Consider the following 26,492-nt stretch of genomic DNA (forward strand, 5'->3'; position numbering starts at 1 on the left):
GAGGGATAAATTTGAACTCGTTATTAAATATCGAGGATTTAACAGTTGATTTTAAAACAACAAAGGGTGTATTAGCAGCCGTATCGGACATCACCTTTAATATAAAGGCAGGTGAAACGGTTTGCTTAGTTGGGGAATCAGGAAGCGGTAAGTCGGTTACTTCTAAATCCATTATGAGATTAATCGATTATGAGAATGGTATTATCTCGAAAGGAAAAATTCAATTTAATTATAAAGACTTAGTTACTATGTCTAAAAAAAAGCTATCTCAAGTACGGGGGAAAAAAATTGCTATGGTTTTCCAAGAACCGCTTGTTGCTTTTGATCCTGTCTTTACCATAGGAGCTCAGCTTTCAGAAACAATCGTTCATCACACAAAGGTCTCAAAAAAGCAAGCATGGGAGAAGGGAATTTCTTTACTAAAAAAGGTGAGGATTTCTGAACCGGAAATGCGAATGAAGCAGTATCCAAATGAACTATCAGGTGGAATGTTGCAGAGGGCAATGATTGCTATGGCCCTTGCGTGTGAACCGGAGTTACTAATTGCAGATGAACCAACTACAGCCTTAGATGTAACAATTCAAGCACAAATCATTGACTTGCTTAATGAGTTAAAAACAGAGTTTAATATGGCACTTCTTCTTGTTACACATGACTTAGGTGTTGCTGCACAACTAGCCGATCGAATTGTTGTGATGTATGCAGGGAAAATAGTTGAAGATGCAACTGTTCAACAAATATTTCAAAAACCGCATCACCCTTATACGCGCGGACTTTTACAATCGATTCTTAAAGTAAATTCTGCTAGTAAAACTAAGCTTTATTCTATTGAAGGTTCTATCCCCAGCCTTTCGGATATGCCAAAAGGATGCCGGTTTCATCCAAGATGCCCTTTTGCTACAGAAAAATGTCAAGTGGATAGTCCTCCACTATTATTTGTAAATAGTCGCTACAGTGCTTGCTGGTATGCAAATCAGTTAGTGGAGGACAAAGATTGGTTTAAGCAAGAAAAGGTTGATAATTCTCGTGTAATTATTAATGAACCTAACTTTGATGAAAAAAGAGAGAAGTCATAGAGAAAAAAGTTTTATTAGAAATTAGAGAATTGTGTAAATATTACTCTTTGAAGCATTCAGATAAGCAAATTAAGGCAGTAGATAACGTGTCATTTTCTATTAAAGAAGGAGAGACATTTGGATTAGTAGGTGAATCAGGCAGTGGTAAATCAACATTAGGTCGAACGATTCTTCAACTAGAGAAAATTACATCAGGTGATGTACTATTTAAAGGACAATCATTGCCAAAGATGAAGAATTCAGAAATGAGAAAAATAAGGAAAAATATGCAAATGATTTTTCAAGATCCTTATGGCTCTATTGATCCTCGCTGGACTGTAGGAGCAATTATTGCTGAACCGATAAAAGTACATCAAAAAAGCCTGACGGCAAAGCAGATTGAAACTGAAGTGAAAGAGATTTTGAAGAAAGTAGGATTGAATCCTGAGTGGTATTATCGTTATCCACATGAATTTTCGGGTGGACAGCGGCAAAAGAATTGGTATTGCGAGAGCAATCGCTGTAAATCCATCTTTTATTCTTGCGGATGAAGCTGTTTCTGCTTTAGATGTTTCTGTACAAGCGCAAATTATCAATCTGCTAGAAGAGTTACAGCAAATGTTGGGACTCACTTATCTATTTATAGGACATGACTTAAATATTGTGCGCCATATTTCTGACCGGATAGGTGTTATGTATTTAGGGAAAATGGTTGAAATTGCTCCAAGTGAAGAGTTATTTAGCCATCCTGCACATCCCTATACAGAAGCACTAATAAGGTCTATTCCACATCCTGATCCATCTTATAAGAAAACCGTTGTTTCAATTCAAGGAGAAATACCATCTCCAGCTAATCCGCCTTCAGGATGCGTATTTCGTACGCGCTGTCCGTTAGCGACAGAGCGTTGCAGTGTTGAAGTACCTGAATTAAAGGAATTTAAACCAGGGCGTTTCGTTGCATGCCATTACTCTTCATTAGTTTTTCAATAACTAGAATAAATAATTCGAATTGATTTTTTGAAAGGGTGATTTTTATGTTAATCAGAAATAAATTATACAAGCAAATATCTATATTTTCAATATGTATCCTGCTTCTTCTAGCTGGCTGCTCTTTTTCCGGTAATTCTAAATCAACGAGTGTGAGTTCAGAAACAAATACAACTGTCAAACCAATTGCTGGTGGAGAACTTACATATGCTTTAGCCACTGCTCCAGATACATTAGATCCTCATGTAAGTGGTTTCGCTGTTGCGACCAGAGTTATTAAAAGTATATTTGAATCTTTAGTGTACCTATCTAAAGATAATACTGTTGAGCCATGGCTTGCTACAGAATGGGAGATATCAGAAGATCAAAAGTCTTATACATTTAAATTGAGAAAAGATGTTACTTTTCATGACGGTTCTAAATTTAATGCCAAAGTTGTGAAATATAATTTTGACAGAATATTCAATCCGAAAACAAAAGCTGCTACAGCGGCTACTTATATGGAAAAAATTAAATCTATCGAAATATTGGATGATTATACAGTGAAAATTAACTTATCTGAACCATCCGCGACATTTTTAAATCTCCTTGCTCATTCAAATTTATCAATGATTTCACAAGAGGCTGCAGAAAAATATGGGGATCAATTTGGAACCCATCCGGTAGGGTCAGGTCCTTTTAAATTTGTTGAGTTGAAAGAAAATGACAGTATCATACTCGAAAAAAATAAAAATTACCATGGAGGATATCCATTTGCTGAACATGACGGTCCAGCATATTTAGATAAACTTATTTTTAAAATCATTCCCGAAGAAGCAACTCGAATCGGAAGTCTCCAAAGCGGACAAGTGGACGCGGTTGAAGCGGTACCACCACAAAATGTTGTTTCGATTAAAGGAAATAAAAATTTTAATCTACTAAAGCCTGAGACCGGCGGTCTACCATATACATTATTTATCAATCAGACGAATGCACCTTGGAATGATGTAAAAGCTAGACAAGCTCTACGTTCAGCCATAGATGTAGAGACTATTCTTAAGACATTATATTTAGGAACGTATAACAGAGCGTGGTCTGCACTAGCACCTAGTACCTTCGGATATAATAATAGTTTTGAAAATAAAGATTTCTATGATGTAAAAAAAGCTAATCAATTATTTGATGAACTGGGTTGGAAAAGAAATTCAGATGATGGCTTCCGTACAAAAGATGGAAAAACTCTTACGCTACGTATTGTAAACGATGCGATCAATCGTGAGAAAAGACAAGATATTTCACTAATGGTTCAACAACAATTGAAAGAAGTTGGCGTCAAGGTAGAAATTATTACAACTAGTGATGCGAACAGTATTTTGAAAGATCCAAATGCATATGATCTTCGAGGTAATAGCCGAATCGCTATTGATCCTGATGATCTTCGTCTTTTTTACCATTCACAAAAAACATGGGATAAAGGAGGATTTAGTATTCCTTGGTTAAAAGATAAAGAGATTGATGCTTTGTTAGAAAAAGCTGCAATAGAAAACGATAAAGAGAAAAGAGCTGAGTTGTATAAACAAGTACAACAAAAAATAATTGACCAAGCTGTGATTATTCCTATCTATGTTTTTCCATATACAGTGGCCACTACTTCAAAATTACAAGGGCTAAAATTTGATAGTGTCGGCTATCCTCTGTTTTATGACGTTAGCTTTAAAAAGTAATGTCTTAAATAATTTTAGCAAGATAATAGTTTGAAAAACAATATTGATTAAACACGGAGGTTTTTGAGAATGAAGTTTGTTTTATATAACCTTATGAGCAATCTCCCGAACCCTGTAACCGGGGAAACATTTACTGAGCAAGAAAAGATCCAAAACGTCATAAATCAGGCAATTCTTGCTGAAAAACTTGGTTTTGATGGCTACGGTGTAGGCGAGCGGCACGGCTCGCCATTCCTATCCTCCTCACCGGCAGTGATTCTAACAGCAATCGCATCCAAAACTTCAAAAATTCGCTTGTTAACCACGGTAACAGTTCTTAGCATACTTGATCCTGTACGCGTGGCTGAAGACTTTGCAACACTCGATCATCTCTCAGGAGGACGTCTAGAAATAATAATTGGTAAAGGCAACGACCCTCGTCACTACCCACTTTTTGGCATTACTGAAGAGGAACAATGGGAATCCCTAGCTGAACGTTACGAACTTCTCAAGCGTTTATGGAATGAGGAAAACGTTACTTGGAATGGTCGCTATCGACCACCATTAAACAATGTAACAACTCATCCAAGACCGTTTCAACAACAGATTCCGGTATGGCATGGAAGCGCGTCAAGTAAGATTTCTACTGAACTTGCTGCAAAATATGGAGAGCCAATTTTCTCATCGAACACATTTCATCAGCAAGCCAAATATAAAGAATTGATTGATCACTATCGGGAGCGATTGGCATATTATGGTCATGACCCTGATAATGCAGTCGTCGGCTCTGGAGCTAGAGGTTTGTATTTAGCGAATACGACTGAGGAAGCAATCAAACGCTATCGTCCATACTATGATGCTTATAATCATACAGAAGCAGCGAAGCATAATCAATCGCCTTTTAAAGACCTTGAAGACGATGTTAAGAACGGCCCAGCACTAGTAGGCAGCGCTGACCAAGTAATTAAAAAGATTCTATATTACTATGAAGCTTATGGACATCAAGTGCAAGGTATTACTGTAGATGGGTTAAGCGAGTATGAGCAGCGTGAGCAGCTAGAGCGATTCGCCACTGAGGTTGCACCGGTGCTGCGGCGCGAGATTCCTAGCACCGTTTGGGAAAACACACAATCAACGTTAACATAGATGTTCACTCACCAAAAGATAAATAATTAAATTATGGAGCAAAGGAAAAATAGAATTCCCTTCTCACTTTTATAGATTTAACTTACTTATTTAATAGAAAAAGGCTCTCCAATTGAAATTTTTACAAAACCAAAAGAAGAAAGAACACAAAAGTATTTAAAGCGCATTTCAGGAGAACTGCCTGTCAGCTTGCTTCAAAAAACAGCGTTTTAATAAGGGAGGGAAGGATTGCGACATGACGAATCATATACAGATACTTGACATGCTGGAAGAGGATAAAGATTTGGTCCGTCAGCTTTTAATTGAAAGTTATCGACAGTATGAGCCGGATTTTCAAAATCAAGAAGTTTGGTCTGAATATTTAGGAAATATTGCCGAATCTGTTGATAATCCTGATGTAGATCGTATTTTAGTAGCCAAGAATGGCCAGGATATTCTAGGGTCGCTTCAGCTGTTTGATTCATCAGAAAAGGCATATGATCGTCCTGAACTAAACATTTTTTCTCCGATTGTTCGACTGCTGGCTGTTCATCCTAAAGCAAGAGGGCGCGGAATTGCGAAAAAATTGTTGAAAGAAAGTATCCGGTACGCTCAATCAAAAGGTGCAGCAAACTTATACTTGCATTCGAGTGATAAAATGCAAAAAGCAATACAGCTGTATGAATGGCTCGGATTTAAGAGAGATATATCTAAGGATTTTCATAATCATGATATATTAGTGAAATGCTTCCGTTTTGATATAAAAACGAAGGTGACCATTTATGAGCCAATCTAATTTAGAAGCACGCTTAATTGCAATCCGGCGCCATTTGCATCAATATCCAGAATTATCGACAGAGGAGTTCGAAACGACGAAATCGATCGAAGCGTGGCTTCGTAAAGAAGGCATTGATATTAGAGCAACTTCACTAAAAACGGGTGTTTTTGCGGACATAAAAGGAAAGAATCCCGGTCCGACGATTGCGATTCGCGCGGATATTGATGCTCTCCCTATTGAAGAAAAAACAAATTTACCGTTTGCTTCAAAAGTTAAAGGAAAGATGCATGCTTGCGGCCATGATTTTCATACTGCTGCTGTCATCGGCGCAGCCTATTTATTAAAAAAACATCAACGTGAATTAAATGGAACAATTCGGCTTCTGTTTCAGCCTGCTGAGGAATCAGGCGGGGGTGCGGATAAGGTGATCAAAGAAGGCCAGCTTGAAGACGTAGATGTGGTAATTGGTCTGCATAACAAACCGGACTTGCCAGTTGGAACGGTCGGGCTCAAAAGTGGTCCATTGATGGCAGCGGTTGATCGTTTTCAAGTCGTTATCCGCGGAAAAGGAGCACATGCCGCCTTGCCACATAACGGAAAAGATCCTATTGTTGCTTCCGCACAGCTTATTACGGCTCTTCAGACGATTGTCAGCCGGAATGTATCTCCTTTTCAAAGCGCAGTGATCAGTGTGACGAAAATAGAAGGCGGCAGCACATGGAATGTTATTCCGGACAATGTAACGATTGATGGTACAATTCGGACGTTCGATTCAGTCGTTCGTGAAGAAGTGAAAGAACGGTTTTATCAGGTTGTAGAGAATGTTGCTGCGACTTATTCTCAGGAATCTATCATTCGCTGGTTTACTGGACCGCCTCCGCTCATCAATGATGTGAATGTGACCGAAATAGCCCGTCGCTCGGCTCGAAATTTGTCACTACAAGTCATTGACCCAGAACCATCAACAGCCGGAGAAGATTTCTCCTACTATTTGCAGAAAATTCCCGGTACATTTGCCTTTTTCGGTACAAACGGCAACGAAGATTGGCATCATCCAGCGTTCACCGTCGATGAAAGTGCAATCATTAAAGCAGCATATTTTTTATACAAAAGCGCTAAAAACCTGCTCGTTGAATACAACCAATCTGGTTAACGGTAAACTATAAAAAAGGCTCTTTTCCCAAAATGTTTCGGGAAATGAGCCTTTTTCTCTTGGTAAAATCCTGTTTATTGCAAAATAGAAATGGCGCAAATTGCAAAATAAAAATCCTGCAGTAAGAAAAAAATCATTGCCAGCACCCCTCTTCTCTACTAACCTTCTAATTGGCGAGAAATGTCAGTTAGAGGAGGAAGAAAGGATGCTTTCAATGATTCAACAACATCATATCAAGTATTTGCATCAATATAAAGGACTCTCTTTACGAGCCATAGCCAGAGAGACTAATCATGATTTTAAAACTGTTAAAAAATATGCCTATAAAGAAGATGATAATTCCCTTCCTTCAGAACGGAAAAAAAACAAAGGATCAAAATTAGATCCTTATAAACCCCTTATCGATCAGTGGCTTCAAGAGGACATGAAAGCTCCAAAGAAACAACGTCATACCGGAATCCGTGTTTTTCATCGCCTAAAAGTAGTCATTGTACCGATCAACTATCGACTGGTTGGACCTGAAGTGGAATATATTCTCCAAAACTATATAAAATGAGACATTTTTTTCTAACATTCATATTCTCTCATATAATGGTTTACCATAAAATCATGGAGGTGGAAAGACTATGAATCATTTTGAAGATGCATACGAAAAATATAAGCAACAAGGAACCCAACAAGCTAAAAATGAACAACCAACGGACCATTCAGGTAAGGAAGAAATTATTGCTGTCAGGAAAAACGAAGATGAGAACATCATTGCTATTAAAACTAGCTCAGGAAGGGTGTTCGATTACCCTACTGCACTTTCAGATGCTAAAGCAGGTAAACTCGCACACGTAGACATCTTTCATAAATACGGACGTGACATATCAAGGAGCGAACCTTACGGAATCAAAGAAAACAACTTAGGTCAACAACCCACCACCTACGCTAGCGCTTAGAGGTGGGGGCTTGTAACTACCCGGAAGTGCTAACGCAGCAAGGCTCCTTCCTTAGCATGGTGTTACTATAGGCAGGTTGACAGCTACCCAACTGCACAAGTCATGCTTGTGCAGTCACTTCAGCAATGTACTCAATTCCTTTTCGCTGAAGATTCATAGCACCTATACGGTCATCATTTGATGTGTATCCGCACGTTTTGCAACAGAATACATGCTTTTTCTTGTTACGGCTCGCCTTCTCGGTATGTCTGCACTTCGGGCATGTCTGAGAAGTGAAGCTTGGGTCAACTGCAATTACCTTGGACCCGACGATACAAGCTTTGTACTCTATCATTTGTCTCAGCTGATAGAATGCCCAAGAAACAGTTTCATAGCGGTCTTTGACTCTTACACGTTCGGTTGCATGACGAACACCTGTCAAGTCTTCGACAACAAACAGGGTATTTGCTCCATATCGTTCAACGAGTGCCTTACTAACGGAGTGGTTAACGTCCGTCATCCAACGGTTTTCTTTTTGTCCGATTCGCTTCAATTTTCGGCGAGCAGAAGCCGTACCCAATCGTTGCAATTGCTTGCGCATGTGCTTGTACTTCGAACGCTTGTCCTTGATGGATCTTCCGTTGAAGAACAAGGATTTTCCATTAGAGTCATAACTGACCGCGACAAAGTTAATACCCATATCGACGCCAACTACTTTACTGACGGTATGTTCGGATATTTCTGGAAATTCCTTCGTCATTGGGATATGCAAAAAGAACTTGCCGTACTTGTTGACGAGTTTCGCTGTACCAAAAGACCAAGAACCATCAAAATATTGTTCCATACCTTTCGTTTCAAATGGCACTTTAACCCTGCCATTAAGTGTGTTGATAGAAAACAGTCCTTTAGTAAGAGAATAGTCGCGATTCCAGACAAGGTCATATTCGGGTTTCTTAAATCGTATTTTTGCCCAATCGTGACCATTCGTTTTCACTGATTTGTAACGAGCGATCACGGTTTTCATTACAGACTGCGCCATTTGAACCGCATCCGAAGCACATTCCTCCCCGCTCTATTGAGGACTAGGTCTCCTGCACTGATTAGATGAAGAGCATGAGGCTCTTCATTTTTTGATTCAGAACCTCCCTTGTTAATATGGCTGCAAATGTACATACTGTGATAATGTTAAAGTAAAATCACAGGAGAGCGTGGGAATCCGAAATGGACGCAAAAGTAAAGGAATTGGTTGATTTCACAAAAGACAAATTTGGTCTGGAACACTATCACTTACATACGGTTAATATCTATCGCGATAAAAATATATTAAATAGTACTAATTATACGTTGTCAATGGAGTGGTATCCAAACAATATATCAGAACATACAGATGAGAATTGCAATCCAGTTGGTACAGCGGTTATTGATTTAGACATAAACAGTCGTCGATTTAAACGAATTATTTTTGTTGGTGGAACATCCTTGTCGGTTGGACTAAAGTTTAATAAGAACGATATCAATGAAATAATACGTTGGATTGAGAAAGAAACAGGACTGTTATATGGCAAACAGTTCACAATCTGGAAACAAGAAGAATTAAACATACATTTCGAAGAATGTTTCAATGGTATTCCGGTCTCACCGTCAGGCTATATTTACTTTGAATTGGACAAGAATGGAAGATTGACCCTTTTTTCAGTTAATGGACTCTTTCCTTCCAAAGAGATGGTTAAAGAAGAAACGTTTTCCCTTACATTAAAAGATTTGGAACAAACCGCAAGAGACCAAGTTAAACTACTTGAGTTTCCTTCTTCGAAACAAGAAAAATGGATTCCTATTTACGGACTGGAAGAAATATATATAAAGAACGACAAAACCGGAACAATTCCAATTGAACCAATTGCAGATGTAAGGCCGTACTTAAAAATCGATAAAATCCTCAGTTGGGATAATTCTATTTTAAAACCGTTTATAAGACGCGAAATCAACCTAAGTAGTGAAACAATTACGATCGAGCAGGCCCTCTCACGTGAGCCGCATCCTGATACATTCCCGATTACTAAGGTAGATCAAGATAAAAGCATTGAAGCTGTTTTAGACTTTTTACGGAAACAATATCCAGATGACTCTGGAAAATGGAAGCTTACTTATCTTTTTCGTGACAACGGGTATATCAATGCGATACTGAAACCTTTGCTGAATGACTTACGGGTATACCAAAGAAAACTAATGATTTTCATTGATACAAATACCTTTGAAGCTGCAAATTATATCGACAATCAGTTATTTTTAGACATGTTTCATCAATACACTTCACCTGAAAATATCACAATTCGTAAAGAAGAAGCTTTTGAAAAAATCAAGACAAAGATTGAATTAAAACCTGTATATGTCTATGATTTCGAACAGAAAAAATATGTATTGTGTGGAAAATTGGATTGTGAATACGGTGTGCTTGCCAATAACGGTGATGTAATAGAGTTGGAGGACATATAAACTCTTCGATCTCGGTAAAGTTCTGGTATTTATTATGACATTTAGGCTATCTCATAAGGGTCTGACCCCATGTGCATTTATCAATATATAGCACATTTATCCAACATTATGTCCTATATATTGTGTTATGGGGTCTGACCCTTAGGCTTTTGAGACATGCTCGTTTTTATATTTGTCGTAGGACAAGCTCTTATCTTTTTAATAAACAAATAAAGTTTTCGATATTTTCAATAAACTCAATGACACTGTTGTCAGTTTCTTTTGTTTTTAGTTCGTACTTAATTAGAATCTCACCTTTCTTTCCCTCTAAAATCATTCAATTTGTTCCAAACTTTTAAATAATATCCAAAGGCACTTTCTTATTAGGTTTCGGAAACGCCTCATCAAGTCTGTTCAAATCTTCTTCGGTCAATTCAATCGAAGCAGCTTCAGCGTTTTCAATCACATGTTGTTCCTGCACAGCTTTTGGAATGGAAATGACATCATTCGTTCGTATCGTCCAAGCAAGTGCGATTTGCAGCGGTTTTACATTGTATTTTTCTGCAATTTCATTGACGATTGGATCCGTTAATAATTGTTTTCTTAAGGAGCCTCCTTGAGCAATTGGACTATAAGCCATAATCGGCATGTTATGCTCCCGCTGCCAAGGAAGCAGATCAAAATCAATTCCTCTAGAACCTAGATGGTATAACACTTGGTTTGTCGTACAATTTTGTCCTCTATCAGCGTTCCATAACTCTTCCATATCATCCGTATCAAAATTGGAGACTCCCCATCTTAAAATTTTCCCTTCTTTCCGAAGCTTTTCCATGCCTTCAATTGTTTCTTCTAAAGGAATCCGGCCTCTCCAGTGTAAAAGATATAAGTCTAAATGGTCCGTCCCTAGCCGTTTTAAACTGTTTTCGCACGCTTTTGAAATCATGTTTAATCCTGCATTATGCGGATACACTTTCGAGACTAAAAATACTTCATCCCTGCGTCCTTTAATCGCTTCCCCTACTATACGTTCAGCACCGCCCTCTCCATACATTTCCGCTGTATCAATTAGTTTCATGCCTAACTCTATGCCGAGCTGCAATGCTTTGATTTCCTTATCTTTCGTTTGATGATTTTCACCCATCTTCCATGTTCCTTGCCCTAAACATGGAACTGAAGTGCCGTCCGGCAATGTCACGACGCGTTTTTCAAGACGTTCTCTAATTTCCATTATTTTCATTTTATCGAATATACTCATTAACAATCTGCCCTTTCTTTTATAAATTGAAGTACCGCAGACATTTCTGAAAAGTTTACTCTATTATACATTTTCCACATGAATAAGGAATTTTCCTTGCTTCTGAAGCAAGAACAGATAAATTCATTTTGTGATGAAGCTTCGCTGTTTATAATCATTTAAAATTGCTCATTTTCACAAAAAAACAGGCCATAACCTTTTTCAAACAAAGGCTACGGCAAAGTTGCAATTTTTTAAAATCATTCCTATTTTTTTAATAAATACACCCGAGCCTCATATGGACGCAAAACAATTCGGTCAATCGGCTCGCTTTCGTCCACTTTATAATTGCTGATTAATAGCTGATGACCTTTGCTTTCGAACTCTGTTGTAAATCTTCGAACGAGAGTAAACACCTATTGAACGAGAGTAAATCCACTTCGGACGAGAGTAATCGCTGCAACACAGCACTCGTTATGTTAAAAAAAGCCGTCATCTAAATAATGACGCCTTTATTGGAAAATTATACTTGCAAAAACTAATAATGTTAGTTATTATTAAACTAACATTATTAGTTTAACAATTATGGAAAGAAGGAGAGGGATAACTTGAATTTTTTATTGTTCTTGATTCTTTTTACAGTAGGATGCGGTTGGTTAGATGCAAAAATTCGTTCATCTAAGAGAAATGGGGTGTAGTAAATGTTCGCAGGACATTTTGGACTGGCCGCAGCAGTTAAAGCTAAGTCGCCGGAGGCGCCGCTTTGGGCACTGATGCTGAGTACGCAATTGCTTGATGTGGTTTTTGTGCCTCTTTATTTGTCCGGAGTGGAGACTATTGTGCCTGTAGCAGAAAATGGGTACGGTGAAATTTTGATTCACGCTGACTACTCGCATTCCCTTGTGGGGGCATTCTTGTTTGCGCTTTTCACCGGACTTTTGGCCGGACGCTTTTGGGGAAAGCGGGGCGGTTTCGTAATTACATTGGTCGTCTTTAGTCATTGGCTCCTTGATCTATTGGTGCATCGTGCAGACTTGCCAATATTACCAGGAAATTTTTGGGATCTTCCATTGCTCGGTTTTGGTTTGTGGAGATTCCCGGCAGTTAGCATCTTGTTGGAATCTATTCTGATTACAATAGGATTTATTTTGTATTTTCGTTCCATAGTGTCGGGAACCGAACACAAAAATAAAGTATTGGCAATAACGGCTAGTATCATTTTGGGGATTTTATTGGTACTTTCCCTGATCACGTATGTGCTTGGTGCCCCATAATGAAGGGTTTACGACTAAAAAACTGCGACAAAAATATTAAGTAATGAACTTCTTCTTGGAACGAAAATTGTTGAGGAAAACAGGCTTATAATTCTATATAACAATTCGGTTTGGCTATTTGATATGATACATTTTGCATTTTCATAAAAACTCGTTTTAATGATTTGTAACATCCTTGCTGCCTCCAGCTTATTTCCCCTTGAAACCTTTAGTACATGAAGAATTGATTGTTTTTCAGCAAAATTCAGGGTTCAGAACCGGAAAAAAGGTAAATCTCCTTAACTTAATAGGAAATTTACCTTTTCACTTTAATTACCCTTAATGTGGGGCAATAATCCCTTCATCATCGTCAAGTACCAGCTCAATTCCGGAGTAAGGATTCATGTGCAGCACTTGGTCGAGCCATCCGCGAAGGGCCTCTATTAAATTCTGTGTAATAAGTACTTGTTTCTGCCGGCAACATACACCTCTGCTGAAAAACCGTAATCATCGTCATACATCAATTCCACTTCAACCTCTTGGGGCTTGATTTGCTTTTTTTCGGCAATGTATATACAGACCGCATTAATGATATCCTGTTCCGTGATGATTAACGTCATGGAGGGAATTCAATCCCCCAAGCTGGTGATTTCAGATGCCCATAAAGGATTAAAGAAGCGATAGAAAAGGAATTTATCGGAACATCATGGCAGCGTTGTACCGTTCATTTCAAACGAAATATCATCGAAGCATTGCCTAAGAAAAGGCATGGAAGAGGTCATTGTCGATTTAAAAAGGATATTCGAAGCCGTAACGGTAGAAGATGCCCGTTTCTTTCGCAATGTGTTCTTTAAGCGCTATGAAGAGAATCCGAAACTTGAAAAGGCACTGGAGAAATTAGATGAGGGCTTTGAAGACGCCATCCAATATTTAAGTCAGCCCGCAAAATGGCATCGCTTAATCCGTAGCACCAACTCTCTGGAACGATTAAATCAGGAAGTTCGCCGTCGTGAAAGGGTAATCCGCATATTTCCAAATACGCAGTCTGCCTATCGGCTGATTGGAGCTGTCTTAATGGATTATGATGAGGATCAAGCCAAGAAAAAAACCATTTTTACGAATAATGAGAATGTCCAACGCGAGCACGAAATTTAATTTGATTGGAAGGGGGTACCCCCTTCCAATCAAATTAAATGAATACTAAAAGCAAAATTAGGCTAAAACCTTGTAATTAGTATTTTACACAATATTAAGGACTTGACTGAATTTTCTAGGTGTAAGCTACGGATGTTTTTATCGAGAAGGCTGACACTGCCATCTGCATCATTATATACAGAATATGCATGAAATGGTTTCGTTTTTTGCCTATTTGCACTTTTAGGTGGGTTAATCCTTCTTTTGACATATTGTAAGAGGAGTAGATAGAAGCTTCCTTTGAACCAAATGTCCAAGGAAGCCAGCTGATCACAGGATAGAAATTCTATATACCAGTAAATAAGTGTTAATGCTTATTTAGCGAAAAATGTTAATTATAGTTTAACGGTTACACCTACCATAACAGGTGATTAAACGAAATTGTTAGGAAGAAAAACTTGTTTATTAAGGATGCGAAACTCAGGATATTAAATAGAAAAAAGAAGCACTGTTATTTTTGTGCTTCTTTTTCTATTCGTTTTTCTTCTTCATATTTTTTGATTAGTTCAACCACGTTAATTGTTGGAATTATAATTGGAGGTTCACTTCCCTTTCCTGTTAGATCTGATACTAAAGACCTTAAATAAGGGAAAAGAATGGCAACAGCATTAATTTTGTAAAAGCTGTGAATTTCCTCTTCATCCAGTTCTTCTTTACTTTTAATTGAAAAAACGCCCAAAATAGTCGCCGAAACAAAAAAGGAGTTTTTAATTAAATTTTCGTCTCCAATTGTAATTCCTAATTTTATGAAAGCAAGTTTTTTGTTTTCTTCTTCCGGAAAATCTAAGGAATATTCAAATCTTGGACTCAGCCGTTCTTCTTCTTCATCCAAAAATGGATTAAACATATAATGGGTTTCTAAAACATGATAATCCTTAAATTGCAATACTCCCTCCATTATGCAGCTCCTATAATTTGTGAATTTGCAATGTAAACGTTAGTGCTCTTTATTATTTTGACATGTGATTCTTTTGGTTGAACGTCAACGGTTAAACCAGGTAAAGAAAAACTCTCTTCGTTTTCCAGCGATTCATTGAAGACTTCAGGAAAAAGCCGTTCGAATGTAACCGCTTTCTTTTCGTTTCCTGACACAAAAAACATTCCCGGGGTATCAGAGTTAAATTTGACCTTTATCCCCAGCTTTGCTGCTCTTTCGATAAAATTTTTTTCATTAAAATTAAAATTAAAATTCATTGATCATCACTCTTCCTCAAAAGAAATTTTTCTTTTTTTCTTTTTCTTTAAAGGTTTACTGTGCGCTTTAGCTATTGACCATATACCTGTTTTTTCATAATCAATCACACTTGTATCCCTTACGCATACTTGTATGCCATGTAAATGCATCCCAACTTCTTGCAACAAAGTATCTGAATCGAAATGTCCAGATCCAACACGGTAAGTTCTTTGTATAACTTTAATTTCTTTGGGAAGCATATCGCAATAAAAACACATTAAAAGTTCTTTTTTCTTTGGATGGTCATCATCAATATTTATTTCTATTTTATTTTCTCCAGAGAATGCTTTTAATCCTTCTAAAAAAGATTTAAAAAAATTAAGCCCTTCTCTTGTATCAAGGTTCAAAAATTGGCTATTATTAATAATGGTATTCGAATAGATAACTGCTACATTCTCTCCATTTAATTCCTTTTTTCTTTTTATTTTATATCGTGCCCAAATAAGCGCTTGTTTATAATCTTCTCTATAAAAATAGACCCCTTGGCCAAGCCAATGATCTTCTCTAAATTCACCAATTTTGAAATTCTTATGGGCAACGATGTCCTTCGCAACGCTCTCGGTCGTGCCATGAAATAAAGATAAATAAACAGGAAAGTCTGATGGGGAAATTATTGACATTGTACCAAAATCTCAAAGTCCTCCTATGTAGCCTTCTTACATTTATATACATAATTATGGCATAAAACAAATCAATTTTATATAATTTTTCATTAAACTTAATAAATGTAAATGTCTAAGGATAATGGCTCCTAATCTAAGAAAAGCCATTCGTTACACTTATGCATGGTGACTCGATAAACTAATGGCACTCCCACTATCTAATGCAAACAATTCTTTACCACTTTGTTCTCTATTATTAGGGGGATATTTCATTTCCGAATAATCATATACAGCATCACAACCAAAGTGAACAATTGGTTTCAACTATTTCAAATCTTAAGTTTTAAATATTGCAAAAAATTCTTTTCTTTAAATGAAATGTTACTATTGCTTACCTCAAATTAATCAATTTAAATCGAAATTTGTTTATATATTCTAAAGTCTCTTGAATATTTATTTCATGAGCAATATGCATTTTTTCTTGCATGTCTTTTTTTAAATAAACAGAGTATTTAGATACAAAAAATTCATGTTCTAATGTATGTGGTATTAATTCTTTTGCCTCCCAGTTTTTATTCTTAATTTGTTCCAATATACTGAGGATATCATAGGTCCCTTCAATACGGATTCTTCCAACTCCGTCAATAGATTTAACATTAACTTCAAATAAACGAAGCATCCAAAATAATGTTTGTGTGATAATAGTTCCGGTATAGGTTTCAAAAATCATTTCGTTTTTCATTTTCCAAATGACTCTATCCTGTGATTGGATAAAATATTGATGATAATTTTTTCTTGCATCTTGTAGTGTTTCAAGTGCCGCTTCATTTGTGTATGAGAATTCTTGATCGGAACATAAAATCTCCATCATTTTTTCTCCGATTTTCCTGTGTATTTTTCCTCCACTTCCCATGTAACGTGGTGGATTTCCATTGATCGCCTTTGAAACATAGACCTTGTTTTTATTTGGATTAATATCGTTAATAGTCCATAATTTTCCAGCTAAAATAATATTATCTCCTACGTTTAAAAAAGATTGTTTATCTAGTTTACCTATCTTTCTGACACCTTCTAAAACTTCATATTCTTCAGGTGTCATAAAAACGGTATAAAATTCCCGATCTCGAAGAATACGTTCCCCTTCTAAGCCTACAATTAATTCGTTTCTTCCTTTTATGACTTCTAAATAATCTCTTTCAATCATATAGTTAATAAGACTTTGGACATCCAGAGTGTTTAAGGAATGAAAAATATGGTTGGTTTTGATCCTTTCTAATAGTTCACTATAAGAAATACCATTAGTTTCTTGACAAATCGAAATGATTTGATGGAATGCAATATCTAATGGCAAAGAGTAACCCGAAGCAGGTTCAATCCATTTTTCTAATATTAATTCCATAACTGCTAATGATTGAATCAAACTATCTTGATTGGTGGTATATAGCTGCAATACTTGATTAGCGCCTTTTTTTCTTCCTGAACGACCTAATCGCTGCTTTAAAGAAGATACGGTAAAGGTGCTATCTAATTGTATTACGATATCTACATCGCCAATATCAATACCTAACTCAAGTGAACTCGTCGCTACAACACTTTTAGGAAGTTTAGATTCCATCATTATTTTCTCTACATACTCCCGCTCCTTCTTATCAATAGAAGAATGGTGAGCAAAATACGTTTCGCCCATATTTTCACGTTCGGCTAATCGATTCAAAAAAACAGTTGTTTCCTCAACGCTTCCTCTGCTGTTGCAAAAAATAATCGCTTTTTGATGACGAGTTAATTCCCTCATATCTTCGAATAATTCAATTGGTTTCTTTCGATCTTCTCCAGTTGTAAAATGCATAAGGTGATAAAGAAGTTCTTTGTCGAGCCCTTTCGTTTCAATAACTGCTACTTTGTCCGGGTTTTGATAGTTGACCCATCTTTTGACAAACTCAAAGTTATCAATAGTCGCTGATAAACCAATCATACGAGGTTGTTTGTTTGTATATCGCCCCACCCGAGATAACAAAGAACGTAATTGTACTCCTCTTTCACTATCTAAAAAAGAATGGATTTCATCAATCACAATAAATTCTAAATCTTGAAAGATTTGTTTGACTTGTTCAGTTCGATTAATAAATAAACTTTCAATAGACTCTGGGGTAATTTGTAATATACCAGATGGCTGTTTTAAAAATTTTTTCTTTTGACTTTGACCAACATCCCCGTGCCAACGGTAAATAGGAATTTGGCTATACTCGCACAATCTTTCAATCCGTTCAAACTGATTATTAATTAACGCCTTTAGTGGAGAAACATATAATACTTTTAAAGAGTTAACTACTTCCTGTTCAATCAATGAAATTATCGGTAAAAAAGCAGCTTCCGTTTTACCTGAAGCAGTTCCTGATGATATCACCACATCTTGTTGAGTGTTGATAATAACTGGGATTGTTTTATCTTGTATAGGAGTAAATTTGTCCCATTTCATATCCCAAATTTTCTTTTGTATATTTTTTGATAATAGTTGGAACGGACTCAAACTTATCCCTACCCTTCTGTTCTCGAAAAACGAAAATGAATACTAGAAGTTTGTGTAGTGGGTACCTTCTCGTTTATGCCAAAGATTTCTGTTCGATTGTAATTTGGATTTTGATGAAGTATATTTAATGCTCCGATAAAGTTGCGAATCACATCTCCAACTGTTAAATGTTCTTCTGCTCCAGGTCTTGAATATTCTTGGCGAATAAAGTTTTTAATTTCTTCATCTGTTACTGTCGTTTCATATCCAAAATGTTCCGCATGGATATCACGAATTTTTTGAAGTAATACATAGGTTTCATCATGTTTTAATGGTGTTAATTTAATAACCGGTTGTGATAAATCACGATATTCGTTGGTTTCAAATCGGTTCGACTGCAGTCTACGTTTTAATGCTCCATAACTAAATAAACCTCTTCGTTCATCTTCTAAAAATTCAGGAGTCCCACCGATTGTTATATATAATCCTTCAATGTTTCCTTGTAAAGTGTCATTATAGATTTTTAATATAGTTTCATAGTTCTTATCTCTCGTTTGAGGGTGTGTAATTTTGTAGAGGTTAATTGCTTCATCCAAGTTTACGACCAATCCTGAGTATCCGATTTGCTTTACGAATTGGGATAAAACTTTAATATAATTGAAATAGTTGTGATCATCGATAATATCTCGTACCCCCAAATCCATTCTAGCTTCTGTTTTCGTCCCATACTCTCCTCTTAACCATCGAAGCGCTTTCCGTTGAAGTTCGTTATTATCTTCTACAAATCCTTTAAAATACAAAGTCAAAATGCGAGAAAAATCATATCCTCCTGTTAATTCATCCATCTTGGATACTACAGCAATAATTTCTTTCTCAACATCTTTTACAAATTGTGGATTATCAAACTCCACTGATCCATATTCTTTCTCTTGAACCACTTTCGACTGAATTTCACTAATCCATTTATCCAAGATAGTTGGAAGTGCTCCGCCTTCTGGAACCGTGGATATGGACAGGTTTTTCATTAATTCAGTATAAAGTGCAACAGCTTTCCCTTCGCCTCCATACAGTCTTCTTTCTGGGGTAAAATCAGCTTTGGCAACTACAAACTTTTCATTAAAGGCGATTTGTTGAATCAAAGCTTGAATAAAACTCTTTCCACTTCCAAATGGTCCGATAAACAATTTGATTACAGATGACCCTTTTTTTACGTTATCCAAATCTGTTAGAATTTGTTTGGCTTCATCTGCCCGACCCACCATAATATATTGTAACCCTCTACTCGGTACGACCCCACCAGATAAAGAATTCAATATTGCGGCAGAGTCTCTTTTTTTAATTTTCATGTACGAAACTCTCCTTTGCTAATGAAATGACTTGTTCATATTCTTCATAAATCGCAATAACTTCATCTTGTTCTTCCACTACATTGTCTCCAAGATACTCATTGGATTTCTCATTTAGATCACTTAAGAACATACCCAACATTAAACCTTTTTGTTTTACGAAGTGCTTAGCTTCATCAACGGAAAATTTTCCATTCTCAAATTGAGACAAAAATTCCAATTCCACATCAGATAATGCTTCTATAAATTCATCCAGTTCTTCATCTCCTGCTACTAATGCACCAAATATATTTCCTAACTGAGAAAGATTTTCGGATGTTGACTCTGTATTTTCGAATGTTGAATTTTCCTTTTCATCTCTATCATCATCAAGTGATAAAGGAGATTCTTTTGAAACTGGAAGCTCTTCATTTTGTACTTCAAATTCGCTTGATCGCTTATCAAACTCCTCTTGTAATTCGATGCTTTGTTGATTTAATATTTTAATTTTTTCATCATCAAACTCAATAATTACTTTGGATGCTATTTTTTCTTTCTTTTCGGAAGGTAGAGGAATAGCACTCCCTTCTTCTGTTCCCTCGCGTTTTTGCACAACTTTAAACCGTTCATATGTTTTTCTAGCAGCATTGGAAAATCTCTCTAACATTTTATCTTTAAAATCGTCTGGCAATATCCCATCCTCCACCTTAATTTCTCGCTTTTCACCATTTAAAGCTCGCGCAACATTTTCCGCTAATCTAAACAACGTGTTGATTTCATTGTAAAATATATCTGTAGGGTAATAACGGACTACATGAAGATGGATGGGGTCGTATTCTCTACCGACAACTGCGCTTCTGTATAATTGACGAACGATTCTCTCGTTCCTGATTTCGAACCAGACATCCACAAGTTTTTCCCCTTTTGCCGCATGAAATTCTTTAAGTAAAGGAACACTTTCTTTAAAGATTTTATAAACTTTATTTTTGTGTTTTTTGAAAAATGCAGTTTCTCTGTAATTCCGGATATATGGTTTCCATGTGGTAATCGAAATCTTTTGAAGTTCATCTTCCTTTTCTTGAAGTAGGGTATATAGCTTTGGAGTATAAACATTATCCTGATCCCATTTTTTCGCAAGTTCAATTTCTCCAATTTCATACAACATATCCGCAATCCATTGCGGCAAGTAATGCTCTAATTTTGGATGACGCTCTAAATAATTTTCATATAATCGAACTAACATGCTTACATTAAAGGCAGCTTTCGAATTAAAGGAATAATTTAATAGCTCGTATACAAATAAGAAAATGTAACTTAAGTCAACATTAAGATAGTTTCCTCTTAAAGCTTGTTCTCTCCAATAAAAGTACCATTTAAGTTGTTTCGGATTCAATTTATCAAATGTGGTCCAATACGCTTGCAATGGGATTTCCGGACATTTGACCCCTCTTTTTTGCGCATATTTAATAGAATCCTTTACAAAATTGGTATCAAAACTCGAATAAGAAATTTCAAAGGATATTCCACCAGAATAACGACTTTCTTTTTTAGGATACCGGATGGCATCAAGACTTTTCATTATTTCTTTAGATGTCCGTAAATGATGATATTCGGGAAGGATAATATCTTTCTCAGAATAAAAAGCTAATTCCTTCATTAAATTAGTGAAATTACTACCTAATGAGTTATCACTTTTCCCCTTGTTTATTTCAGTAAGATTTTGTTCATTTTCTTTGATTTGTTCGGCCGAAGATTTATTTTTATCCCCTTTTGAATGAGTAATTGTGGTTGAATTTATGTTTCTATTCCATTTATGTATGAAAAACATATCAATCCAGCCTAGAAAGATGGGGATATATGTCCAAGAAAGCAAAAAATATAAAACTCCTCTAATGTAGTTCCGATAATAAAAATGGTGAATCCCTAATCCACCTAAAAAAAATGCTAGCAAATAACCTACTGTAGTAGATTTTTTTCTAGTCACGCTCCTATTGTTCCTCCTCTATCAGCTTTCTGTTACCATATATATACAGACTATGATTCAATTTTACTATAGAATCAACAGATTATTCAATTTGTTCATTGTAAAATCCAAAATATTACAATATTGTTATATCAGCCTAAGACTTGATTATACATGTAGAAAGAATCTAGAACGCATTACCACATGAAGTGCTCTCTCTTTTTTCAAAAATAGTACAAAAAAGCTGACTTGAAAAAGTCGTTATTCAACGACTTTAGAGTCAGCCTCTCCCGTAAATACTATCATGTTTAAACAGTGATAAAATTTTCCATATTCAATCTTATTCTACCGAATCTTCTTGTTTTTCTTGTGAAGTTGACTGTTGTTCATTTTCTCGAATTCTTCGAGGCCTGCCCCAAAGGAACCCCCAAGGATCAATTCTTTGGAAGTCATCTCTTTTTCGTTCATCTCTTCTGTCATCTTCTTTTCGTTCATGAATAATATCAACTTCCTTGGCATGAATGATTAACTTATCAACATGGATCACTTTTTCTTTTTTACCTTTAGACATTTTAACCCACCTTTACTCTTTTATATCGCTATATTGTATTCAATAAGGATTAACGTGTATGGGCCGTACATTATTTATTCGTATGACTCCGCATGCTTTCCACTAATCTAAATCTAGATATAAAAAAACGATACTGATTTTTTTCAGTATCGATCCTTAAATCAAATCTAGTGCAAATCAAATGGTAAGTGCTACAAAACACTTGATGCTTTATGGCGTTATATTTACTTAGATTCAGCAGTTGCAAGCATTCGGAAAATCGGAAGCATGACCAGAATGCCAATGAGGAAGAGAGCTGCAGAGGCCTGGTAGATCGCGACTAGGGAGAATTGTGCCTTCAACATACCAGCCAAGCTCATCGTGATGACCATCGCACCCATGAACAGTGGAGTTAATATTCCATTTACACGTCCTACAAACGATTCGTCGGTATTGTTCAGTATAATCGTATTAATGCCAATCTGGAGAGCAGGCATGAATAGACCGATGATAAACTCAGCAATTAAGGTAAGCCAGAACATAGTGGACCAACCCATAACAAAAATTCCTGCAACCATGCTTCCCATACCCAGCATCAGCAGGATGTGCGGCGCAATCCGGTTGGAGAATACCATCGCCACAGCGCCACCGATGATCATAGCTGCTCCATTGGCTGCGAACAGCCATTGCAGGTATTCCTTTTCCAGACCAAGGCGCTCTGTTACCAGAAAGATGGCCAACGGGTGGATTAATCCAATCCCTAATCCAGCAGCCATGAATCCGCCTCCCAAAGTCACAAAAATCTTGCGCGACCACACATATTGAAAGCCGAGCTTCATTTCATGCCAGAGCGATGTCTCACTTTCGTCCTTCTTCTCAATCCGGTCGGGAGGCAATAAGGTCAGGACGAGAGCAGATAATAGAAAAGCTATACCGACTATCGCCATAGAGATGTGTATACCAAATTGTTGAAAGAAGAAAGTGCCTACTACCGGACCTATAATCATGAATGTAGCCATCATCGTCTGGAATAATGACATACCCGCCTGCATCTGTTCTCCCGGAACGTGTACCTTGAACAGCTTCATACCCGAAGGCTGTGAGAATTGGGAAAGCATCGCGGAGACGAATGTTGCGAGGAAAACAACCTTCCATGTGCTGAACAGGAGAGCCATTAAGATGACAAATATCGATATAGCGCTCAAAAGGTCGCACCAGATCATCGTTCGTTTCGGTCGCCAACGGTCTGCAAACGTACCGCCAATAAAGGAGAAAATAAAAATCGGTGCAAATTCAGCAACGGATATGAGTGAAACGGCTAGCGGATCCCCATTTGTCTTCTCCGTAACAAACAATAAAACTGCAAAGTTCCGTATCCAAATGCCAATCTGAATAAACAAGCCGGCCGTCATAATTGTTTGTATGAAACGATTACGTAAAAGTGAAGCCATGGATGGATTTGAATTTGTTGACGACATAAAAATGACCTCTCTAATCTTGTATTTTTACCCCAATTATTTTTATACTATTTAGACCGTAAATGCAATAACCGGCCTTCCGCTCTTGCATATATTTAGAAAGTCTTCCCTTCTTTATTAAATGCTTCGAGATTTATCCGTTCTTTGAATTGTATATTATTGAAGTTAGTCATGATTTTCTAAACAATTCTTATAAAAAATAATTGGGATTTTTGTTAAACACAGGAATTGTTAAAGAGATATTAAGAAGGCATCCGAACACCACCCTTATGTGCTGCAGTAAATTTGGAAGAATGGAAAGAGTGAATCCTGCGTTGTGATGGTTTTCGCCGTAAACTATCTAAACATACTTGCAAAATTTTTATATTAGCATTTTCATTTTTCTGAATAGAATCTTTATACGCTGGATGAAATAGATTGATTGGCGATGAAGGCATTTCGCCGCAAACGTCCAGGCCGTAAATGTCTTTGTTTTCGAGAATATCTTGCACATATTCGATTAGAGTGAGAATGCTCATATCTCCTTGATTCCAGTTGGTTACAGCATCATTTCTATTTAAAACGTCTTTGTCGATGCTAATATAGACGGTATCCGTTTGAATAGTAGAAAGTATAAGTTTGGAAGAATAGTTTTGTTGATGATCAAAAGGAAATATTGTCACTTTTGAAAAACAAGAAGGATCAATTTGCACTGAAGAAGGTCCGACAATAATAACCTGTTTCATCATCTGAATATGTTCAAGTGCAAAAGAAACCCATGAACCGCAAGATATAATCTTTTCGGCCGCACCTTCCAACATATCGATGTCAGGATGATTGTCAAATAATACAAGTGTAAACGGTGTATGTATTTCTTTTAACAATAAATAAGTAACATAGTGATAATTGCCGTTGCCGATAAACGTAATCCCTTTTTGTTTTCTTTCTGACAGACGTCTTTCAATTTCCTCTAGCGAATCTTCTTCACAATATAAATGAACATGCCGAAGATTGAGAAAATCTATACTTTCATGTGGAAAAGATTGAAGTCTTTTCTGCGAAAAATATGTCTCATCGAAGTTCAAAAACGTTACACCTTTTTTCAATAAACCCATAACCCCTTCATCTCCATTGGTCTATTTAAGATGTTTGTTTTTAAACGTCAAATAAAGTTTTAGCACAAAAAACTATCAAACATGGAATACTGATACTTTAAAGCTCTGCACCACACCTCCGAACAGCCTCTTTTCAAAAAAATAAAAAGCTATTTTTTAGACATTCAACCAAAAAGAAGATGAATTTCTACAAAATAAAGTGTTCATCTTCTTTGATATTTACTGTAGTGTTCATTCCTAATGAAAGTGCCTGATTTGATTATAATGATTTAGTCAAAAAAGGTCAAATATTTTGATGCTCATATTTCCACAAAATCATTATCACCCTGCAACGGCTTTAAATTTAAATTATTGACTGTGCCAATTTTACTGTCTCCACCCATCTTATCTTTGTTCATCTTATCTTTTTAAGACATACTCACAAATAATAAAGTCTCTTTTCTTTTATTAAGGCAAATTAACAGTTCATTTAAAGATAGGTAAATATTGAATTAATCGACAATTTTTTCAGAATAGCTTGTATATAATGACTTTAGCTTTGAAGGAGGGAGTTGAAAATTCCATGTAATAAGAATGCCCGGGAAAAAACGACTTAAAAAATAAGGAGGAATAAAAATGGTATTTAAAAAACTTTGGAAACTAGCGATTCCTGTATTTGCCCTGATGATTGTTGCAGCCTGCAATGCTGATCAAGACATGAATCCTCAAGAAGAGCCCACTAACGGAGAGATAAATACAGAAGAGCCCGCAAATGGTGATATAAATACTGACGAACCTGCCGCAGACGGAGAGAAGAACTCTGAAGAACCTGCAAGCGGGGAAGTTAATCCGGAAGAACCTGCTAACGGTGATACGAATACAGAGGAACCCGCAAATGAAGAAACCACTCCTGAAGAATCAACTAGCAAATGATGTTGAAGCTGCCTTCATAGTCAACCGGTTAATTAATCAATTGTCCCATATACATCATTAAAGTTTAAGCGACCTTATCATCTTATCAAGATGAACAAGGTCGCTTACTGTTTTTATAAAACAAACACTCTTGTTATCCCGGCTGCCCTCTAGCTATTTAAACCTTAATTGTTTGTTCACCGGAATGGGAAATAACTTTAGGTTTAATTTTAAATAAGCGGTGTTTGTAATTTTTAGAATCATAAATGGCAGATACTTTACTGAGGCCATTTACATAATCTCAATGCAGGAAAGTAATACCAATTGACAATGATTCTCATTTTCCCTACAATGATTTCAGAAGCGTTAAGACATCGGCCGGGAGGAAACCATATGTTTAACATGTTGCATGGTTTGAAGGATATTCATACTGTTATTTCCAATCATCGTAAAATAGGCGGAGCTGCAGAAGCAGACATGATTCGTTTATCATCTGGTGAAGTACACCATAACCCGGTATTTACAAATATTGATTTATCAAAAGGTCAATATGTTTCCTTATGTTTTATAGATGAGAATGGAACAAATATTATGGTGCACGTTGATCAAATTGCTGTAATTAAAGGTTTGCAGCATAAGTTGATTTGCCAACTGAATAATTCCCATGCGAAACAATTATTGTTGAGAAATACTTTACAATACTTAGAAAAGCTATGTGAAGTAAATGATGGGTTTGTTACACATTCTTTTAAGAAAGAAGCGTTAAAACTTGTTCGAGATATAAGTGTAAAAGAACTGAAAAAGCACAACATTTCGCTTCCATTCCCAATTGAAGAAAAGCTTATTCATTTAAATGAACGTATATTGGCATAAAAAATGAGGCTGTCTAAAAAGCCTAAGAGTCAGACCCCATAGCAAAATAATTTCATTAAGGTGCTTAAATTTTGATTTAGATTTTTAAACTTTACGAATCATCATCTTTCCGGGAATAAG

Annotated in this window: 21 protein-coding genes and 5 pseudogenes; 13 read left to right on the plus strand and 13 right to left on the minus strand. The window is 36.4% G+C overall.

The genetic code is table 11. From position 1 onward, the window contains the following. The first annotated feature begins 11 nt into the window (after window positions 1-11). The 8 genes and pseudogenes from PB1_RS04755 (at window position 12) to PB1_RS04790 (ending at window position 7,724) form a co-directional block, all read left to right on the plus strand. Window positions 12-1,076, plus strand: coding sequence for an ABC transporter ATP-binding protein (locus tag PB1_RS04755; protein ID WP_003351082.1), 1,065 nt, complete (start codon window positions 12-14; stop codon window positions 1,074-1,076). Beyond that, window positions 1,073-2,045 (plus strand): annotated as a pseudogene (locus PB1_RS18515) (ABC transporter ATP-binding protein). The gene PB1_RS04755 and the pseudogene PB1_RS18515 overlap by 4 nt, the downstream one beginning before the upstream one ends. Before the next feature lie 44 nt (window positions 2,046-2,089). Next, on the plus strand, window positions 2,090-3,745 hold the full coding sequence (locus PB1_RS04765; protein ID WP_003351086.1) for an ABC transporter substrate-binding protein: 1,656 nt from the start codon (window positions 2,090-2,092) through the stop codon (window positions 3,743-3,745). Between the two features lie 69 nt (window positions 3,746-3,814). After that, the gene (locus tag PB1_RS04770) at window positions 3,815-4,870 is read left to right on the plus strand and encodes an LLM class flavin-dependent oxidoreductase (RefSeq protein WP_003351088.1); all 1,056 of its coding nucleotides are present in this window, start codon (window positions 3,815-3,817) and stop codon (window positions 4,868-4,870) included. Between the two features lie 235 nt (window positions 4,871-5,105). Next, window positions 5,106-5,645 (plus strand): GNAT family N-acetyltransferase, encoded by a 540-nt coding sequence (locus tag PB1_RS04775; RefSeq protein WP_003351090.1) that lies wholly within the window; start codon window positions 5,106-5,108, stop codon window positions 5,643-5,645. Beyond that, window positions 5,632-6,780, plus strand: a complete 1,149-nt coding sequence (locus PB1_RS04780) for a M20 peptidase aminoacylase family protein (protein ID WP_003351092.1) — start codon at window positions 5,632-5,634, stop codon at window positions 6,778-6,780. Before PB1_RS04775 ends, PB1_RS04780 begins: the two co-directional genes overlap by 14 nt. Window positions 6,781-6,994: 214 nt before the next feature. After that, window positions 6,995-7,258: pseudogene (locus tag PB1_RS04785) on the plus strand (IS21 family transposase); the annotation flags it as partial. A 148-nt stretch (window positions 7,259-7,406) separates the two neighbouring features. Beyond that, window positions 7,407-7,724: a DUF3892 domain-containing protein gene (locus PB1_RS04790; RefSeq protein WP_003351094.1), complete on the plus strand. Its 318-nt coding sequence runs from the start codon at window positions 7,407-7,409 to the stop codon at window positions 7,722-7,724. 100 nt (window positions 7,725-7,824) lie between these two features. On the opposite strand, the pseudogene PB1_RS04795 reads toward PB1_RS04790, so the two are convergent. Next, window positions 7,825-8,745: pseudogene (locus PB1_RS04795) on the minus strand (RNA-guided endonuclease TnpB family protein); the annotation flags it as partial. Between the two features lie 179 nt (window positions 8,746-8,924). On the opposite strand from PB1_RS04795, the gene PB1_RS04800 reads away from it, so the two are divergent. Then, on the plus strand, window positions 8,925-10,196 hold the full coding sequence (locus tag PB1_RS04800) for a hypothetical protein (protein ID WP_003351096.1): 1,272 nt from the start codon (window positions 8,925-8,927) through the stop codon (window positions 10,194-10,196). 334 nt (window positions 10,197-10,530) lie between these two features. Here PB1_RS04800 and PB1_RS04805 read toward each other — a convergent pair whose 3' ends face one another. Beyond that, complete coding sequence (locus tag PB1_RS04805) at window positions 10,531-11,430, minus strand: aldo/keto reductase (RefSeq protein WP_003351098.1); 900 nt, start codon at window positions 11,428-11,430, stop codon at window positions 10,531-10,533. 680 nt (window positions 11,431-12,110) lie between these two features. Here PB1_RS04805 and PB1_RS04810 point away from each other — a divergent pair. Beyond that, the gene (locus PB1_RS04810; RefSeq protein WP_003351099.1) at window positions 12,111-12,683 is read left to right on the plus strand and encodes a hypothetical protein; all 573 of its coding nucleotides are present in this window, start codon (window positions 12,111-12,113) and stop codon (window positions 12,681-12,683) included. Between the two features lie 14 nt (window positions 12,684-12,697). Here PB1_RS04810 and PB1_RS18520 read toward each other — a convergent pair whose 3' ends face one another. Together PB1_RS18520 and PB1_RS04815 are read right to left on the minus strand one after the other, a co-directional pair. Then, window positions 12,698-12,931, minus strand: a complete 234-nt coding sequence (locus PB1_RS18520; protein WP_155816393.1) for a helix-turn-helix domain-containing protein — start codon at window positions 12,929-12,931, stop codon at window positions 12,698-12,700. A 70-nt stretch (window positions 12,932-13,001) separates the two neighbouring features. After that, window positions 13,002-13,282: pseudogene (locus PB1_RS04815) on the minus strand (YxcD family protein). Window positions 13,283-13,286: 4 nt separating this feature from the next. Between PB1_RS04815 and PB1_RS04820 the strand changes: the two are divergent. After that, window positions 13,287-13,817, plus strand: a pseudogene (locus PB1_RS04820) (IS256 family transposase); the annotation flags it as partial. 490 nt (window positions 13,818-14,307) lie between these two features. On the opposite strand, the gene PB1_RS04825 reads toward PB1_RS04820, so the two are convergent. From PB1_RS04825 to PB1_RS04865, 9 genes are all read right to left on the minus strand, one after another. Then, window positions 14,308-14,754 carry a protein-export chaperone SecB gene (locus tag PB1_RS04825; protein ID WP_003351104.1) on the minus strand — a complete coding sequence of 149 codons (447 nt, stop codon included), beginning with the start codon at window positions 14,752-14,754 and terminating at the stop codon, window positions 14,308-14,310. Beyond that, window positions 14,754-15,050, minus strand: a complete 297-nt coding sequence (locus tag PB1_RS04830; protein ID WP_003351105.1) for a hypothetical protein — start codon at window positions 15,048-15,050, stop codon at window positions 14,754-14,756. The genes PB1_RS04825 and PB1_RS04830 overlap by 1 nt, the downstream gene beginning before the upstream one ends. 6 nt (window positions 15,051-15,056) lie before the next feature. Next, window positions 15,057-15,710 carry a hypothetical protein gene (locus tag PB1_RS04835; protein WP_003351106.1) on the minus strand — a complete coding sequence of 218 codons (654 nt, stop codon included), beginning with the start codon at window positions 15,708-15,710 and terminating at the stop codon, window positions 15,057-15,059. Window positions 15,711-16,083: 373 nt separating this feature from the next. Further along, on the minus strand, window positions 16,084-18,219 hold the full coding sequence (locus PB1_RS04840; RefSeq protein ID WP_003351107.1) for a DEAD/DEAH box helicase: 2,136 nt from the start codon (window positions 18,217-18,219) through the stop codon (window positions 16,084-16,086). Between the two features lie 8 nt (window positions 18,220-18,227). Next, window positions 18,228-19,544 (minus strand): ATP-binding protein, encoded by a 1,317-nt coding sequence (locus PB1_RS04845; protein ID WP_003351108.1) that lies wholly within the window; start codon window positions 19,542-19,544, stop codon window positions 18,228-18,230. After that, entirely contained in the window at window positions 19,534-21,507 is a 1,974-nt protein-coding gene (locus PB1_RS04850; RefSeq protein WP_003351109.1) for a TerB N-terminal domain-containing protein, read from the minus strand. Before PB1_RS04850 ends, PB1_RS04845 begins: the two co-directional genes overlap by 11 nt. Before the next feature lie 319 nt (window positions 21,508-21,826). Beyond that, window positions 21,827-22,057 carry a hypothetical protein gene (locus PB1_RS04855; protein WP_003351110.1) on the minus strand — a complete coding sequence of 77 codons (231 nt, stop codon included), beginning with the start codon at window positions 22,055-22,057 and terminating at the stop codon, window positions 21,827-21,829. 224 nt (window positions 22,058-22,281) lie between these two features. Beyond that, window positions 22,282-23,514 carry an MFS transporter gene (locus PB1_RS04860; protein WP_003351111.1) on the minus strand — a complete coding sequence of 411 codons (1,233 nt, stop codon included), beginning with the start codon at window positions 23,512-23,514 and terminating at the stop codon, window positions 22,282-22,284. A gap of 242 nt (window positions 23,515-23,756) precedes the next feature. Next, on the minus strand, window positions 23,757-24,608 hold the full coding sequence (locus tag PB1_RS04865; RefSeq protein ID WP_003351112.1) for an arginase family protein: 852 nt from the start codon (window positions 24,606-24,608) through the stop codon (window positions 23,757-23,759). Between the two features lie 615 nt (window positions 24,609-25,223). On the opposite strand from PB1_RS04865, the gene PB1_RS04870 reads away from it, so the two are divergent. After that, window positions 25,224-25,520 carry a hypothetical protein gene (locus PB1_RS04870; RefSeq protein ID WP_003351114.1) on the plus strand — a complete coding sequence of 99 codons (297 nt, stop codon included), beginning with the start codon at window positions 25,224-25,226 and terminating at the stop codon, window positions 25,518-25,520. A gap of 372 nt (window positions 25,521-25,892) precedes the next feature. Beyond that, window positions 25,893-26,372 (plus strand): hypothetical protein, encoded by a 480-nt coding sequence (locus PB1_RS04875; RefSeq protein WP_003351115.1) that lies wholly within the window; start codon window positions 25,893-25,895, stop codon window positions 26,370-26,372. Window positions 26,373-26,492: the final 120 nt, after the last annotated feature.

Origin of the sequence: Bacillus methanolicus PB1, from assembly GCF_000262755.1 — a bacterium.
Taxonomy (GTDB): Bacteria; Bacillota; Bacilli; order Bacillales; family Cytobacillaceae; genus Bacillus_Z; species Bacillus_Z methanolicus.